This is a genomic window from Salmonella sp. A7 (genome assembly GCF_020181675.1).
Classification (GTDB): Bacteria; Pseudomonadota; Gammaproteobacteria; order Enterobacterales; family Enterobacteriaceae; genus Salmonella; species Salmonella enterica.
The window spans coordinates 4,324,628-4,340,980 of record NZ_CP084001.1 but is presented as its reverse complement, the minus strand read 5'-3'; the positions used below and the strand labels follow the sequence as shown (position 1 = coordinate 4,340,980).

Here is a 16,353-nt window from a genome sequence, read left to right as displayed (position 1 = left end):
ATGAATGTAAAAATAATGTTAACAACATGCCAGTGAAGCAAAGGTAGTGCAAGAGCTATGGATCGTATAATTGAAAAATTAGAGAGTGGCTGGTGGATCGTCAGCCATGAACAAAAATTATGGTTGCCGTATGGGGAATTACCACACGGGCTGGCGGCAAATTTCGATCTTGTGGGGCAGCGCGCACTCCGGATAGGTGAATGGCAAGGCGAGCCCGTCTGGCTGGTGTTACAGCATCGACGCCATGATATGGGATCGGTTCGCCAGGTTATCGATCAGGATGCCGGGTTGTTCCAACTGGCGGGACGTGGCGTACAGTTGGCGGAGTTTTATCGGTCGCATAAATTTTGCGGCTATTGCGGGCACCCTATGCACCCGAGTAAAACCGAATGGGCGATGCTGTGCAGCCATTGCCGCGAGCGTTACTACCCGCAAATCGCCCCCTGCATTATTGTTGCGATCCGCCGTGAGGATTCTATTCTACTTGCCCGGCACGTTCGCCACCGCAACGGCGTGCATACGGTACTGGCCGGGTTTGTTGAAGTCGGCGAAACCTTAGAACAGGCGGTCGCGCGAGAGGTAATGGAGGAGAGCGGCATTAAGGTGAAAAATCTGCGCTATGTGACTTCCCAGCCGTGGCCTTTCCCGCAGTCGTTGATGACCGCTTTTATGGCGGAGTATGACAGCGGCGAGATTGTCATCGACCCGAAAGAGCTGCTTAACGCTAACTGGTATCGCTATGACGATCTGCCGCTACTGCCGCCGCCGGGCACCGTCGCGCGCCGTTTGATCGAAGATACGGTGGCAATGTGTCGGGCTGAATATGATTGACATGTTACACTGGGCGCATCAACGCTAAAGGAATGTAAAAATGACCGAACTCAAAAACGATCGTTATCTACGTGCGCTGCTGCGCCAGCCCGTTGATGTTACGCCAGTGTGGATGATGCGCCAGGCGGGCCGTTATCTACCGGAGTACAAAGCCACTCGCGCTCAGGCGGGCGATTTTATGTCGCTGTGCAAAAATGCCGAACTGGCCTGCGAGGTCACTTTACAGCCGCTGCGCCGTTATCCGCTTGATGCGGCGATCCTTTTCTCGGATATCCTGACGATTCCGGACGCGATGGGCCTGGGGCTCTATTTTGAAGCCGGGGAAGGCCCGCGCTTTACGGCTCCTGTCACCTGCAAAGCCGATGTCGATAAGCTGCCCATTCCCGATCCGGAAGATGAACTGGGTTATGTGATGAATGCAGTGCGTACGATTCGCCGCGAACTAAAAGGCGAGGTTCCTCTGATCGGCTTCTCCGGCAGCCCGTGGACGCTGGCGACTTACATGGTGGAAGGCGGCAGTAGCAAAGCCTTCACGGTGATTAAAAAGATGATGTACGCTGACCCGCAGGCGTTGTATCTGCTGCTGGATAAGTTGGCGAAAAGCGTCACGCTGTACCTCAACGCGCAAATCAAAGCGGGCGCGCAGTCGGTGATGATTTTCGACACTTGGGGCGGCGTGCTGACTGGCCGCGATTACCAGCAGTTCTCCCTCTACTACATGCATAAAATCGTCGATGGCCTGCTGCGTGAAAACGACGGTCGCCGCGTGCCGGTAACGCTGTTCACTAAAGGTGGCGGTCAGTGGCTGGAGGCGATGGCGGAAACCGGCTGCGACGCGCTGGGTCTCGACTGGACGACAGATATCGCCGATGCGCGCCGTCGCGTTGGCCATAAAGTGGCGCTGCAGGGCAATATGGACCCCTCGATGCTGTATGCGCCGCCGGCACGGATCGAAGACGAGGTAGCGACTATACTTGCTGGTTTCGGTCAGGGAGAAGGGCACGTCTTTAACCTTGGACATGGCATCCATCAGGATGTGCCGCCAGAACATGCTGGCGCATTTGTGGAGGCAGTGCACCGACTTTCTGCGCAGTATCACAGCTAAGGAGTTAGTATGGATCTCGCGTCGTTACGCGCTCAACAGATAGAACTTGCTTCATCGGTTTGCCGCGAAGATCGGTTGGACAAAGATCCGCCAGCGTTTATCGGCGGGGCGGACGTCGGTTTTGAGCAGGGCGGCGAGGTGACGCGGGCGGCGATGGTATTGCTGAAATATCCGTCGCTTGAACTGGTAGAGTACAAGGTGGCGCGTATTGCCACCACCATGCCATATATCCCCGGCTTTCTCTCTTTTCGTGAATATCCTGCGCTGCTGGCGGCGTGGGAACAGCTCTCGCAAAAGCCCAATTTGCTGTTTGTAGACGGTCACGGTATTTCGCATCCGCGTCGGCTTGGCGTCGCCAGTCATTTTGGACTGTTGGTGGACGTGCCGACCATCGGCGTGGCGAAAAAACGGCTATGCGGTAAATTTGAACCACTTTCCGCCGAACCTGGCGCACTTAGCCCCTTAATGGATAAAGGCGAGCAACTGGCATGGGTATGGCGCAGCAAGGCGCGCTGTAATCCGCTGTTTATCGCGACAGGGCACCGGGTCAGTACTGACAGCGCGCTGGCGTGGGTACAGCGCTGTATGAAAGGGTATCGCCTGCCGGAGCCGACGCGCTGGGCGGATGCCGTCGCTTCCGGGCGTCCGGCGTTTGTTCGTTGGCAAGAAATTCAGCGCTGATTCAGGTAAACTGCCGCTAATTTCCGATTCGAGATTCCATCATGTTACAAAACCCGATTCATTTGCGTCTGGAGCGGCTGGAAAGCTGGCAGCACGTTACCTTTATGGCCTGCTTGTGCGAGCGCATGTACCCGAACTACGCCATGTTTTGCAAGCAGACGGAATTCGGCGACGGACAGATCTACCGTCGCATTCTGGATCTGATCTGGGAAACCCTGACGGTGAAAGATGCAAAGGTCAATTTCGATAGCCAACTGGAGAAGTTTGAAGAGGCAATTCCGGCAGCTGACGACTATGATCTGTACGGCGTTTACCCGGCGATTGACGCCTGCGTCGCATTAAGCGAATTAATGCATTCTCGTCTTAGCGGCGAAACGCTGGAACACGCTATTGAGGTTAGTAAGACTTCTATTACTACGGTGGCGATGTTGGAAATGACTCAGGCTGGTCGGGAAATGACCGATGAGGAGCTCAAAACGAACCCTGCCGTTGAACAGGAATGGGATATTCAGTGGGAAATATTCCGACTTTTAGCCGACTGCGAAGAACGCGATATTGAACTGATAAAAGGGCTCAGGGCAGACCTGCGCGAGGCTGGTGAGAGCAATATCGGTATAAATTTTCAGCAATGACACCAGAAAACGTGATTTAACGTCTGATTTGTCGTGCCATAAGGCTTCCCTTATGCCCCCCGTCTGGTCTACATTTGGGAGGCGAAAAAAAGTGGCTATCGGTGCGTGTATGCAGGAGAGTGCTTTTCTGGCATTTCCGTCGCACTCGATGCTTAGCAAGCGATAAACACATTGTAAGGATAACTTATGAACAAGACTCAACTGATTGATGTAATTGCAGACAAAGCAGAACTGTCCAAAACCCAGGCTAAAGCTGCTCTGGAATCCACTCTGGCTGCTATTACTGAGTCTCTGAAAGAAGGCGATGCTGTACAACTGGTTGGTTTCGGTACCTTCAAAGTGAACCACCGTGCTGAGCGCACTGGCCGTAACCCACAGACCGGTAAAGAAATCAAAATCGCCGCCGCTAACGTACCGGCGTTTGTTTCTGGTAAAGCGCTGAAAGACGCAGTTAAGTAAGACGCGTAGCTGTGAACAGTTTTATCGAAGGGGCTCGTCAGCCCCTTTTGTCTGTCTGGCGTCGCGCGTTTCTATTTTCTGGCGCGCTGTTGCTGACTGCCTGCAGTCATAACGCTTCACCGCCTCCGTTTACTGCCAGCGGCTTTGCCGGCGATCACGGCGCGGTGCGTATCTGGCGTAAAGATACGAACGATGAAGTCCATCTGCTTTCTGTTTTTAGCCCGTGGCATAGCGGCAGCACGACGACCAGCGAATATCGTTGGCAGGGTGATACGCTTTCGCTTATTGAACTCAATATTTACAGCAAACCGCCAGAACATATTCGCGCGCGTTTCGACGCTCATGGCGAACTCAGTTTTATGCAGCGTGAAGTCGGGGGGCAGAAGCAGCAGCTTTCCAACGATCAGATTGCCTTGTATCGCTATCGCGCCGAACAAATCCGTCAGACCAGCGACGCCTTGCGCCTGGGGCGGGTCATACTACGCCAGGGACGCTGGCACGCCGACCATACGGTAACCACCTGTGAAGGTGAAACGCTGAAACCGGATCTGGATTCCTGGGCAATAAGCCACATTGAGCGCCGCCAGAACCGCTCATCGGTAGAGGTGAGCGTAGCATGGCTGGAGGCGCCGGAAGGATCGCAACTTTTGCTGGTGGCGAATTCAGATTTCTGTCACTGGCAGCCGCAAGCGAAAACCTTTTGATGGAATACCGAATGGCGAAGCCGCCATTCGGCAAACATGCTTTACCAGTTTCCCATACCCATATGACCGCCGCCGCGATGATAACCGCCGCCATAGCCGCCGCAACCGCCATAGCCCATTCCTGCGCCGCGTGGTATGCCAGCCTGCGCCATCGCGACATCCCGTTTCACGCGTTGCTCATCTAACTTCTGGCCTAATGACTCCATCTCTTTGGCAACCGCATTAATTTTCGCAGTATCCGGCGAACTGGCGGTCAGTAGCGCGTTGTATTCATAACGTTTGGATATCAGTTGCTGGCGCAGCGCGCTGGTCTGCGTATAGTAATCATCATAAATCTTCTGCGCCGTCGCCTGCTGTTCCGTGGTCAACGGGCTACCTCCCTGTTGCCACATACCGTCATTGTTGCCCCAGTGATGTCCGGCGAAGGCGGCGCCGGAGCTCAGGGCCAAAAGAGAGAGGGCGATTAGCGCGATAGCTGATTTATTGTTCCGTTTCATTTTGCGTTCTCCTGTTGCTCATCTTATCCTCTCTCTTGCATCTTCCGTGCCAGGTAACTATTCCTTGTCGGGCAGCGAGTTAACCCGCTTCAGGCGGCAAAAAGCGAGTAAAAATGACTCGCATGACCCGCCTGGCGAGTCATTTTTACCCACCCGTATCCGAAAGGGTGTGCGACAACGCGCGGTTATGCGGAGCGAAGAATGGCATGATCTCTGCTTAAGTAAGGAAAATAAAAACGAGCCGGGGAAGCCTGTGAGTTTTATACGATTACATAAAGATGCCGCTGCAACGTGGTTGAGTCGGCTGTTACCTGCGGCGATCTTCATTCTGGTGGGGCTATTTTCCATTATGGTCATTCGCGACTATGGCCGTGAGAGCGCTGCCGCCAGGCAGACGCTGCTGGAAAAGGGAAATGTACTCATTCGCGCTCTGGAGTCCGGCACGCGAGTAGGTATGGGAATGCGGATGCATCACGCGCAGCAGCAGACATTGCTGGAAGAGATGGCGGGTCAGCCAGGCGTGTTGTGGTTCGCCGTAACGGATGCGCAGGGGGTAATCATCACTCATAGCAACCCTGGCATGGTGGGCAAATCGCTCTATTCCCCATCTGAAATGCATCAACTAAACCCCGGGCCGCAGGAGCGTTGGCGGCGTGTCGACGTTGCTGCTAACGGCGAGACGGTGCCTGCGCTGGAAATTTACCGTCAGTTCCAGCCGCTTTTCGGTATGAGAGGTCACGGTATGAGGGGGCACGGCATGGCGCGTAGCGCCAATGATGACGAACCAGCGAAACAAACTATTTTTATTGCCTTTGACGCCAGCGAGCTGGCCGCGACACAGGCAAGGGAGTGGCGTAATACGCTGATTGTTTTGTCTGCGTTAGCGGCGGTGCTGTTGGCAACGTTACTGGCGTTTTTTTGGCATCAGCGTTATCAGCGCTCGCACAGAGAACTGCTTGATGCAATGAAGCGTAAAGAAAAGCTGGTGGCGATGGGGCATCTGGCGGCGGGCGTCGCGCACGAAATTCGTAACCCGCTCTCGTCCATCAAAGGGCTGGCGAAATACTTTGCCGAGCGCACGCCAGCCGGCGGCGAGTCGCATGAACTGGCGCAGGTGATGGCCAAAGAGGCCGACCGTTTGAACCGGGTGGTAAGCGAATTGCTCGAACTGGTAAAGCCCGCGCATCTGACGCTCCAGACGGTTAACCTCAATGATATTATTACTCACTCCCTGAATCTGGTCAGCCAGGATGCCCAAAGCAGAGAGATTCAGTTGAGATTCACGGCGAATGAGACGCTTAAGCGTATTCAGGCTGACCCGGACAGGCTGACTCAGGTGCTGTTGAATTTGTACCTGAACGCTATTCATGCGATTGGCCGCCAGGGAACGATTACCGTAGAGGCAAAAGACAGTGGGACCGACCGCGTTATCATCACTGTTACCGATAGCGGGAAAGGGATCGCCCCGGATCAGTTGGAGGCGATTTTTACACCTTATTTTACGACCAAAGCTGACGGGACAGGCCTGGGGCTGGCGGTGGTGCAAAATATCATCGAACAGCATGGCGGCGCGATTAAGGTGAAAAGTATTGAGGGTAAAGGCGCGGTCTTTACTATCTGGTTGCCAGTGATAGCGAGACAACAGGATTAACAAGGGTGATACGCGGAAAAATCGATATTCTGGTTGTGGATGATGATGTAAGCCACTGCACGATTTTACAGGCTCTGCTTCGGGGTTGGGGCTATAACGTCGCTCTGGCCTACAGTGGGCATGATGCGTTGGCTCAGGTGCGTGAGAAAGTCTTTGATCTGGTACTGTGCGATGTGCGTATGGCGGAGATGGACGGTATCGCCACGCTGAAGGAGATTAAAGCGCTCAACCCCGCCATTCCGATTTTGATTATGACGGCATTCTCCAGCGTGGAAACGGCGGTAGAGGCGTTGAAAGCCGGCGCGCTCGACTATTTAATTAAACCGCTGGATTTTGACCGTCTGCAGGAGACGCTGGAAAAGGCGTTGGCGCATACGCGGGAAACGGGCGCTGAATTGCCATCGGCGTCGGCTGCGCAGTTTGGCATGATTGGCAGCAGTCCGGCGATGCAACATTTACTGAATGAAATCGCGATGGTCGCACCATCAGACGCCACGGTATTGATTCACGGAGACTCCGGCACGGGTAAAGAGCTGGTGGCGCGGGCGCTACACGCCTGTAGCGCCAGGAGCGATAGACCGCTGGTCACGCTCAACTGCGCCGCGCTTAATGAATCGCTGCTGGAGTCTGAGCTGTTCGGACACGAAAAAGGCGCGTTTACCGGCGCGGATAAACGTCGGGAGGGACGCTTTGTCGAAGCTGACGGCGGGACATTGTTTCTTGATGAAATCGGCGATATCTCGCCGTTAATGCAGGTACGTTTGCTGCGGGCGATTCAGGAGCGCGAAGTGCAACGCGTGGGAAGTAACCAGACGATATCTGTGGATGTTCGGTTAATTGCCGCTACCCACCGCGATCTGGCGGAAGAGGTGAGTGCCGGTCGCTTTCGCCAGGATCTCTATTACCGCCTGAATGTGGTGGCGATTGAAATGCCTTCTTTGCGCCAGCGTCGGGAAGATATTCCGCTACTGGCAGACCATTTTCTGCGGCGTTTTGCCGAACGTAACCGCAAAGCGGTGAAGGGGTTTACGCCGCAGGCGATGGATCTGCTGATCCACTACGACTGGCCGGGCAATATCCGTGAGCTGGAAAACGCTATCGAGCGGGCGGTGGTGTTGCTAACGGGAGAATACATTTCTGAACGCGAATTGCCTCTCGCTATTGCCGCGACGCCGATAAAAACGGAATACAGTGATGAGATCCAACTGTTGGTCGATGTGGAAAAAGAGATCATTCTGGCGGCGCTGGAAAAAACGGGCGGCAACAAAACGGAAGCCGCCCGCCAATTGGGCATTACGCGCAAAACGCTGCTGGCTAAACTCAGCCGTTAGTTTTGCTCACGCTCGATGGCGCGCCAGCCGATGTCGTTACGGCTGAAGCTGCCGTCCCAGTGGATGTCGGTCATCAGGGCGTAAGCGCGTTTCTGCGCCTCAGCCACGGTGTGGCCCAGCGCGGTGGCGCACAGGACGCGTCCGCCGCTGGTCAACACGCGGTCGTCATCGGCAAGTTTGGTTCCAGCATGGAAGACCTTACCGTCAGCCACTTCTTCCAGCGGCAGACCGTGGATCTCGTCGCCGGTGTTGTAGCTGCCCGGATAACCGCCCGCAGCGATCACCACGCCTAATGAAGCGCGCTCGTCCCACTCGGAAGTTTTCTCATCCAGCTTGCCGTCACAGGCGGCGAGGCAAAGATCCACCAGATCCGACTTCATGCGCAGCATGATCGGCTGGGTTTCCGGATCGCCGAAGCGGCAGTTGAACTCGATAACTTTCGGGTTGCCCTGCTTGTCGATCATCAGACCCGCATACAGGAAGCCGGTATAGGTGTTACCTTCCGCGGCCATGCCTTTCACGGTTGGCCAAATGATGCGTTCCATGGTGCGCTGATGCACTTCATCAGTTACCACCGGCGCTGGTGAGTAGGCCCCCATACCGCCGGTGTTCGGGCCGGTATCGCCGTTACCGACGCGTTTGTGGTCCTGGCTGGTGGCCATCGGCAGCACGTGCTCGCCGTCGACCATCACGATAAAGCTCGCTTCTTCGCCGTCGAGGAACTCTTCAATCACGATACGGTGGCCCGCGTCGCCAAAGGCGTTGCCTGCCAGCATGTCATGGACGGCGGCTTCGGCTTCTTCAAGCGTCATCGCCACGATAACGCCTTTGCCCGCAGCCAGACCATCGGCCTTGATGACGATCGGCGCGCCTTTCTCGCGCAGATACGCCAGGGCAGGCTCAATCTCGGTGAAATTCTGGTATTCCGCCGTCGGAATCTGGTGACGGGCGAGGAAATCTTTGGTGAAGGCTTTGGAGCCTTCCAGTTGGGCGGCCCCTTCGGTTGGGCCGAAGATCTTCAGGCCCGCCGCGCGGAACGCATCGACCACGCCAATCACCAGCGGCGCTTCCGGGCCGACGATGGTCAGATCAATCTTCTCGTCCCGGGCAAAGCTCAGCAGCGCCGGAATATCGGTGACGCCGATAGCCACGTTCTGCAACGCGGGCTCCAGCGCGGTACCGGCGTTACCCGGTGCGACAAAAACGGTATCAACCAGCGGCGACTGTGCGGCTTTCCAGGCCAGCGCGTGTTCGCGCCCGCCGTTACCAATGACTAAAACTTTCATCGTCTGCTCCCTGAATTAATGGCGGAAGTGGCGCATGTCGGTGAAGATCATCGCAATACCGTGTTCATCGGCAGCGGCAATGACTTCATCATCACGGATAGAACCGCCTGGCTGGATAACGCAGCTCACGCCGACAGCGGCAGCGGCATCAATACCATCGCGGAACGGGAAGAACGCGTCGGAAGCCATGGCTGAGCCTTTCACTTCCAGACCTTCATCAGCGGCTTTAATCCCGGCGATTTTGGCGGAGTACACGCGGCTCATCTGGCCTGCGCCTATACCGATGGTCATGTTCTCTTTGGCATACACAATAGCGTTGGATTTCACGAACTTGGCTACCTTCCAGCAGAACAGCGCGTCACGCAGCTCCTGCTCGGTCGGCTGGCGTTTGGACACCACGCGCAGTTCAGCTTCACTCACCATACCCAGATCCCTGTCCTGAACCAGCAGGCCACCGTTAACGCGTTTGAAATCCAGGCCCGGAACGCGGCTTGCCCATTGGCCGCAGGTCAGAACACGGACGTTCTGCTTGGCAGCGGTGATTTTCAGCGCTTCTTCGCTTGCGGATGGGGCGATGATCACTTCGACAAACTGACGAGAAATGATGGCCTGTGCGGTTTCCGCATCCAGCTCACGGTTAAAGGCGATAATGCCGCCGAACGCGGAGGTCGGGTCGGTTTTATAGGCGCGATCGTAAGCGTCGAGAATAGAGGTACTTACCGCCACGCCGCACGGGTTAGCGTGCTTGACGATTACGCAGGCTGGCTCGTTGAACTCTTTCACACACTCCAGCGCCGCGTCGGTATCAGCGATGTTGTTATAAGAGAGCGCTTTGCCCTGCACCTGTTGTGCGGTGGCAACGGACGCTTCTTTCACATTCTCTTCTATATAGAAGGCAGCTTGCTGGTGGCTGTTCTCGCCGTAGCGCATATCCTGCTTCTTAATGAAGTTCAGGTTCAGCGTACGCGGGAAGCGACCGGCGGCTTCTTTGCTTTCACCGTGGTAGGCCGGAACCATGCTGCCGAAGTAGTTAGCGATCATGCTGTCGTAGGCGGCGGTGTGTTCGAAGGCTTTAATCGCGAGATCGAAACGGGTGTCGAGGGTCAAAGAACCTTCGTTAGCGTCCATCTCTTTAATAATGGCGTCGTAGTCGCTGCTCTTCACCACGATGGCCACGTCTTTATGGTTCTTCGCGGCGGAGCGCACCATGGTCGGGCCGCCGATATCGATGTTCTCTACTGCATCTTCCAGCGAGCAACCAACGCGTGCAACGGTTTCGGCGAACGGATACAGGTTAACGACAACCATATCGATAGGGGCGATGTGGTGCTGTTCCATAATGGCATCGTCCTGGCCGCGACGGCCGAGGATGCCGCCGTGTACTTTTGGATGCAGGGTCTTTACGCGTCCATCCATCATTTCCGGGAAACCGGTGTAATCGGAAACTTCGGTCACCGGCAGGCCTTTTTCTGCTAACAGGCGGGCGGTGCCCCCCGTAGACAGCAGTTCCACACCGCGTGCGGAAAGAGCCTGGGCGAATTCGATGATACCGGCCTTGTCAGAAACACTGAGCAGAGCGCGGCGGACTGGACGACGTTGTTGCATGGTAAATCCCCTGGATTTGACGATTACAGAGAGCGTTAGCTGAATTTTTCGTAAAAAACTCAGCTAACGCCCCTTATGGGGCATTCTCATTTTGCGGCGACATTGTAACGAAAACGTTTGCGCAACGCTCGCGAATTTTTCTTTTTAAATTCTGGCCCCGCTTTTATCCCTGAAAGATCGTTTGCAGAGTGAGAAGATCCAGGAAATGAACGCGCATTTTGTGGATAAGTCTGTGCGTAAATGGGTATAACCAGGGGTTTTGCTGGGGAATGCAGCAAACAGTCATTTTTCTGCAATTTTTCTATTGCGGTCAGCAGAGAACTCCCTATAATGCGCCTCCATCGACACGGCGGATGTGAATCACTTCACACAAACAGCCGGTCGGTTGAAGAGAAAAATCCTGAAATTCAGGGTTGACTCTGAAAGAGGAAAGCGTAATATACGCCACCTCGCGACGGTGAGCTGAAAGCCGCGTCGCACCTGCTCTTTAACAATTTATCAGACAATCTGTGTGGGCACTCGAAGATACGGATTCTTAACGTCCTCGGACGAAAAATGAATACCAAGTCTCAAGAGTGAACACGTAATTCATTACGAAGTTTAATTCATTGAGCATCAAACTTTTAAATTGAAGAGTTTGATCATGGCTCAGATTGAACGCTGGCGGCAGGCCTAACACATGCAAGTCGAACGGTAACAGGAAGCAGCTTGCTGCTTTGCTGACGAGTGGCGGACGGGTGAGTAATGTCTGGGAAACTGCCTGATGGAGGGGGATAACTACTGGAAACGGTGGCTAATACCGCATAACGTCGCAAGACCAAAGAGGGGGACCTTCGGGCCTCTTGCCATCAGATGTGCCCAGATGGGATTAGCTTGTTGGTGAGGTAACGGCTCACCAAGGCGACGATCCCTAGCTGGTCTGAGAGGATGACCAGCCACACTGGAACTGAGACACGGTCCAGACTCCTACGGGAGGCAGCAGTGGGGAATATTGCACAATGGGCGCAAGCCTGATGCAGCCATGCCGCGTGTATGAAGAAGGCCTTCGGGTTGTAAAGTACTTTCAGCGGGGAGGAAGGTGTTGTGGTTAATAACCGCAGCAATTGACGTTACCCGCAGAAGAAGCACCGGCTAACTCCGTGCCAGCAGCCGCGGTAATACGGAGGGTGCAAGCGTTAATCGGAATTACTGGGCGTAAAGCGCACGCAGGCGGTCTGTCAAGTCGGATGTGAAATCCCCGGGCTCAACCTGGGAACTGCATTCGAAACTGGCAGGCTTGAGTCTTGTAGAGGGGGGTAGAATTCCAGGTGTAGCGGTGAAATGCGTAGAGATCTGGAGGAATACCGGTGGCGAAGGCGGCCCCCTGGACAAAGACTGACGCTCAGGTGCGAAAGCGTGGGGAGCAAACAGGATTAGATACCCTGGTAGTCCACGCCGTAAACGATGTCTACTTGGAGGTTGTGCCCTTGAGGCGTGGCTTCCGGAGCTAACGCGTTAAGTAGACCGCCTGGGGAGTACGGCCGCAAGGTTAAAACTCAAATGAATTGACGGGGGCCCGCACAAGCGGTGGAGCATGTGGTTTAATTCGATGCAACGCGAAGAACCTTACCTGGTCTTGACATCCACAGAACTTTCCAGAGATGGATTGGTGCCTTCGGGAACTGTGAGACAGGTGCTGCATGGCTGTCGTCAGCTCGTGTTGTGAAATGTTGGGTTAAGTCCCGCAACGAGCGCAACCCTTATCCTTTGTTGCCAGCGGTCCGGCCGGGAACTCAAAGGAGACTGCCAGTGATAAACTGGAGGAAGGTGGGGATGACGTCAAGTCATCATGGCCCTTACGACCAGGGCTACACACGTGCTACAATGGCGCATACAAAGAGAAGCGACCTCGCGAGAGCAAGCGGACCTCATAAAGTGCGTCGTAGTCCGGATTGGAGTCTGCAACTCGACTCCATGAAGTCGGAATCGCTAGTAATCGTGGATCAGAATGCCACGGTGAATACGTTCCCGGGCCTTGTACACACCGCCCGTCACACCATGGGAGTGGGTTGCAAAAGAAGTAGGTAGCTTAACCTTCGGGAGGGCGCTTACCACTTTGTGATTCATGACTGGGGTGAAGTCGTAACAAGGTAACCGTAGGGGAACCTGCGGTTGGATCACCTCCTTACCTGAAAGAAGCGTACTTTGCAGTGCTCACACAGATTGTCTGATGAAAAGTGAATAGCAAGGCGTCTTGCGAAGCAGACTGATACGTCCCCTTCGTCTAGAGGCCCAGGACACCGCCCTTTCACGGCGGTAACAGGGGTTCGAATCCCCTAGGGGACGCCACTTGCTGGTTTGTGAGTGAAAGTCACCTGCCTTAATATCTCAAAACTGACTTACGAGTCATGTTTGAGATATTTGCTCTTTAAAAATCTGGATCAAGCTGAAAATTGAAACACAGAACAACGAAGGTTGTTCGTGAGTCTCTCAAATTTTCGCAACACGATGATGAATCGCAAGAAACATCTTCGGGTTGTGAGGTTAAGCGACTAAGCGTACACGGTGGATGCCCTGGCAGTCAGAGGCGATGAAGGACGTGCTAATCTGCGATAAGCGCCGGTAAGGTGATATGAACCGTTATAACCGGCGATTTCCGAATGGGGAAACCCAGTGTGACTCGTCACACTATCATTAACTGAATCCATAGGTTAATGAGGCGAACCGGGGGAACTGAAACATCTAAGTACCCCGAGGAAAAGAAATCAACCGAGATTCCCCCAGTAGCGGCGAGCGAACGGGGAGGAGCCCAGAGCCTGAATCAGCATGTGTGTTAGTGGAAGCGTCTGGAAAGGCGCGCGATACAGGGTGACAGCCCCGTACACAAAAGCGCATGTGCTGTGAGCTCGATGAGTAGGGCGGGACACGTGGTATCCTGTCTGAATATGGGGGGACCATCCTCCAAGGCTAAATACTCCTGACTGACCGATAGTGAACCAGTACCGTGAGGGAAAGGCGAAAAGAACCCCGGCGAGGGGAGTGAAAAAGAACCTGAAACCGTGTACGTACAAGCAGTGGGAGCCCCACCACTAAGCCAGTGGTGAACTCCACATACGCATCCTTTGCTGAGGATACGGTTAACGGAGCGAAAGCGACGTTCAACCTCAAAAGAAGCAGAGGGGGCTTAGTGGTGGGGTGACTGCGTACCTTTTGTATAATGGGTCAGCGACTTATATTCTGTAGCAAGGTTAACCGAATAGGGGAGCCGGAGGGAAACCGAGTCTTAATTGGGCGTTAAGTTGCAGGGTATAGACCCGAAACCCGGTGATCTAGCCATGGGCAGGTTGAAGGTTGGGTAACACTAACTGGAGGACCGAACCGACTAATGTTGAAAAATTAGCGGATGACCTGTGGCTGGGGGTGAAAGGCCAATCAAACCGGGAGATAGCTGGTTCTCCCCGAAAGCTATTTAGGTAGCGCCTCGTGAATTCATCTCCGGGGGTAGAGCACTGTTTCGGCTAGGGGGCCATCCCGGCTTACCAACCCGATGCAAACTGCGAATACCGGAGAATGTTATCACGGGAGACACACGGCGGGTGCTAACGTCCGTCGTGAAGAGGGAAACAACCCAGACCGCCAGCTAAGGTCCCAAAGTCATGGTTAAGTGGGAAACGATGTGGGAAGGCCCAGACAGCCAGGATGTTGGCTTAGAAGCAGCCATCATTTAAAGAAAGCGTAATAGCTCACTGGTCGAGTCGGCCTGCGCGGAAGATGTAACGGGGCTAAACCATGCACCGAAGCTGCGGCAGCGACACTCAGGTGTTGTTGGGTAGGGGAGCGTTCTGTAAGCCTGCGAAGGTGGCCTGTGAGGGTTGCTGGAGGTATCAGAAGTGCGAATGCTGACATAAGTAACGATAAAGCGGGTGAAAAGCCCGCTCGCCGGAAGACCAAGGGTTCCTGTCCAACGTTAATCGGGGCAGGGTGAGTCGACCCCTAAGGCGAGGCCGAAAGGCGTAGTCGATGGGAAACGGGTTAATATTCCCGTACTTGGTGTTACTGCGAAGGGGGGACGGAGAAGGCTATGTTGGCCGGGCGACGGTTGTCCCGGTTTAAGCGTGTAGGCTGGTTTTCCAGGCAAATCCGGAAAATCAAGGCTGAGGCGTGATGACGAGGCACTACGGTGCTGAAGCAACAAATGCCCTGCTTCCAGGAAAAGCCTCTAAGCATCAGGTAACATCAAATCGTACCCCAAACCGACACAGGTGGTCAGGTAGAGAATACCAAGGCGCTTGAGAGAACTCGGGTGAAGGAACTAGGCAAAATGGTGCCGTAACTTCGGGAGAAGGCACGCTGACACGTAGGTGAAGTGATTTACTCATGGAGCTGAAGTCAGTCGAAGATACCAGCTGGCTGCAACTGTTTATTAAAAACACAGCACTGTGCAAACACGAAAGTGGACGTATACGGTGTGACGCCTGCCCGGTGCCGGAAGGTTAATTGATGGGGTCAGCGCAAGCGAAGCTCCTGATCGAAGCCCCGGTAAACGGCGGCCGTAACTATAACGGTCCTAAGGTAGCGAAATTCCTTGTCGGGTAAGTTCCGACCTGCACGAATGGCGTAATGATGGCCAGGCTGTCTCCACCCGAGACTCAGTGAAATTGAACTCGCTGTGAAGATGCAGTGTACCCGCGGCAAGACGGAAAGACCCCGTGAACCTTTACTATAGCTTGACACTGAACATTGAGCCTTGATGTGTAGGATAGGTGGGAGGCTTTGAAGTGTGGACGCCAGTCTGCATGGAGCCGACCTTGAAATACCACCCTTTAATGTTTGATGTTCTAACGTGGACCCGTGATCCGGGTTGCGGACAGTGTCTGGTGGGTAGTTTGACTGGGGCGGTCTCCTCCTAAAGAGTAACGGAGGAGCACGAAGGTTGGCTAATCCTGGTCGGACATCAGGAGGTTAGTGCAATGGCATAAGCCAGCTTGACTGCGAGCGTGACGGCGCGAGCAGGTGCGAAAGCAGGTCATAGTGATCCGGTGGTTCTGAATGGAAGGGCCATCGCTCAACGGATAAAAGGTACTCCGGGGATAACAGGCTGATACCGCCCAAGAGTTCATATCGACGGCGGTGTTTGGCACCTCGATGTCGGCTCATCACATCCTGGGGCTGAAGTAGGTCCCAAGGGTATGGCTGTTCGCCATTTAAAGTGGTACGCGAGCTGGGTTTAGAACGTCGTGAGACAGTTCGGTCCCTATCTGCCGTGGGCGCTGGAGAACTGAGGGGGGCTGCTCCTAGTACGAGAGGACCGGAGTGGACGCATCACTGGTGTTCGGGTTGTCATGCCAATGGCACTGCCCGGTAGCTAAATGCGGAAGAGATAAGTGCTGAAAGCATCTAAGCACGAAACTTGCCCCGAGATGAGTTCTCCCTGAGACTTAAAGTCTCCTGAAGGAACGTTGAAGACGACGACGTTGATAGGCCGGGTGTGTAAGCGCAGCGATGCGTTGAGCTAACCGGTACTAATGAACCGTGAGGCTTAACCTTACAACGCCGAAGATGTTTTGGCGGTTGAGAGATGATTTTCAGCAC

The 16,353-nt window shown here is 54.5% G+C and carries 11 protein-coding genes, 1 tRNA gene and 2 rRNA genes; 11 read left to right on the top strand and 3 right to left on the bottom strand.

What is annotated here, in order from left to right:
• Positions 1 to 57: 57 nt before the first annotated feature.
• The 6 genes from nudC to LCS67_RS21005 all read left to right on the top strand — a co-directional run bounded on the left by nudC (position 58) and on the right by LCS67_RS21005 (position 4,412).
• Positions 58 to 831 carry an NAD(+) diphosphatase gene (nudC, locus tag LCS67_RS21030; RefSeq protein ID WP_000373961.1) on the top strand — a complete coding sequence of 258 codons (774 nt, stop codon included), beginning with the start codon at positions 58 to 60 and terminating at the stop codon, positions 829 to 831.
• Positions 832 to 871: 40 nt separating this feature from the next.
• Complete coding sequence (gene hemE / locus LCS67_RS21025) at positions 872 to 1,936, top strand: uroporphyrinogen decarboxylase (RefSeq protein WP_000137621.1); 1,065 nt, start codon at positions 872 to 874, stop codon at positions 1,934 to 1,936.
• A gap of 9 nt (positions 1,937 to 1,945) precedes the next feature.
• Positions 1,946 to 2,617, top strand: coding sequence for a deoxyribonuclease V (gene nfi / locus LCS67_RS21020; protein ID WP_023136955.1), 672 nt, complete (start codon positions 1,946 to 1,948; stop codon positions 2,615 to 2,617).
• 41 nt (positions 2,618 to 2,658) lie between these two features.
• Positions 2,659 to 3,249 carry a YjaG family protein gene (locus LCS67_RS21015; protein WP_000940092.1) on the top strand — a complete coding sequence of 197 codons (591 nt, stop codon included), beginning with the start codon at positions 2,659 to 2,661 and terminating at the stop codon, positions 3,247 to 3,249.
• A gap of 186 nt (positions 3,250 to 3,435) precedes the next feature.
• Complete coding sequence (hupA, locus tag LCS67_RS21010) at positions 3,436 to 3,708, top strand: nucleoid-associated protein HU-alpha (RefSeq protein ID WP_001044509.1); 273 nt, start codon at positions 3,436 to 3,438, stop codon at positions 3,706 to 3,708.
• Between the two features lie 11 nt (positions 3,709 to 3,719).
• On the top strand, positions 3,720 to 4,412 hold the full coding sequence (locus tag LCS67_RS21005) for a DUF1481 domain-containing protein (RefSeq protein WP_001083932.1): 693 nt from the start codon (positions 3,720 to 3,722) through the stop codon (positions 4,410 to 4,412).
• A 41-nt stretch (positions 4,413 to 4,453) separates the two neighbouring features.
• On the opposite strand, the gene zraP is transcribed toward LCS67_RS21005, so the two are convergent.
• Positions 4,454 to 4,909 (bottom strand): zinc resistance sensor/chaperone ZraP, encoded by a 456-nt coding sequence (gene zraP / locus LCS67_RS21000; protein ID WP_000828129.1) that lies wholly within the window; start codon positions 4,907 to 4,909, stop codon positions 4,454 to 4,456.
• A gap of 253 nt (positions 4,910 to 5,162) precedes the next feature.
• Between zraP and zraS the strand changes: the two genes are divergently transcribed.
• Positions 5,163 to 6,560: a two-component system sensor histidine kinase ZraS gene (zraS, locus tag LCS67_RS20995; RefSeq protein WP_001550243.1), complete on the top strand. Its 1,398-nt coding sequence runs from the start codon at positions 5,163 to 5,165 to the stop codon at positions 6,558 to 6,560.
• Between the two features lie 5 nt (positions 6,561 to 6,565).
• Positions 6,566 to 7,891 carry a sigma-54-dependent response regulator transcription factor ZraR gene (zraR, locus tag LCS67_RS20990; protein ID WP_100521916.1) on the top strand — a complete coding sequence of 442 codons (1,326 nt, stop codon included), beginning with the start codon at positions 6,566 to 6,568 and terminating at the stop codon, positions 7,889 to 7,891.
• Here the strand turns inward: zraR and purD are convergent.
• Together purD and purH are read right to left on the bottom strand one after the other, a co-directional pair.
• Positions 7,888 to 9,177, bottom strand: a complete 1,290-nt coding sequence (gene purD, locus LCS67_RS20985; RefSeq protein ID WP_000866785.1) for a phosphoribosylamine--glycine ligase — start codon at positions 9,175 to 9,177, stop codon at positions 7,888 to 7,890. The genes zraR and purD overlap by 4 nt on opposite strands.
• 15 nt (positions 9,178 to 9,192) lie before the next feature.
• Complete coding sequence (purH, locus tag LCS67_RS20980) at positions 9,193 to 10,782, bottom strand: bifunctional phosphoribosylaminoimidazolecarboxamide formyltransferase/IMP cyclohydrolase (RefSeq protein ID WP_001187520.1); 1,590 nt, start codon at positions 10,780 to 10,782, stop codon at positions 9,193 to 9,195.
• A gap of 625 nt (positions 10,783 to 11,407) precedes the next feature.
• On the opposite strand from purH, the gene LCS67_RS20975 reads away from it, so the two are divergent.
• The 3 genes from LCS67_RS20975 to LCS67_RS20965 all read left to right on the top strand — a co-directional run bounded on the left by LCS67_RS20975 (position 11,408) and on the right by LCS67_RS20965 (position 16,308).
• A 16S ribosomal RNA gene (locus LCS67_RS20975) occupies positions 11,408 to 12,949 on the top strand.
• Between the two features lie 85 nt (positions 12,950 to 13,034).
• A tRNA-Glu gene (locus LCS67_RS20970) sits at positions 13,035 to 13,110 on the top strand.
• A 193-nt stretch (positions 13,111 to 13,303) separates the two neighbouring features.
• A 23S ribosomal RNA gene (locus tag LCS67_RS20965) occupies positions 13,304 to 16,308 on the top strand.
• The 16S and 23S rRNA genes sit together here with 1 tRNA gene alongside, the layout of an rRNA operon.
• The last annotated feature ends 45 nt before the right edge of the window (positions 16,309 to 16,353 follow it).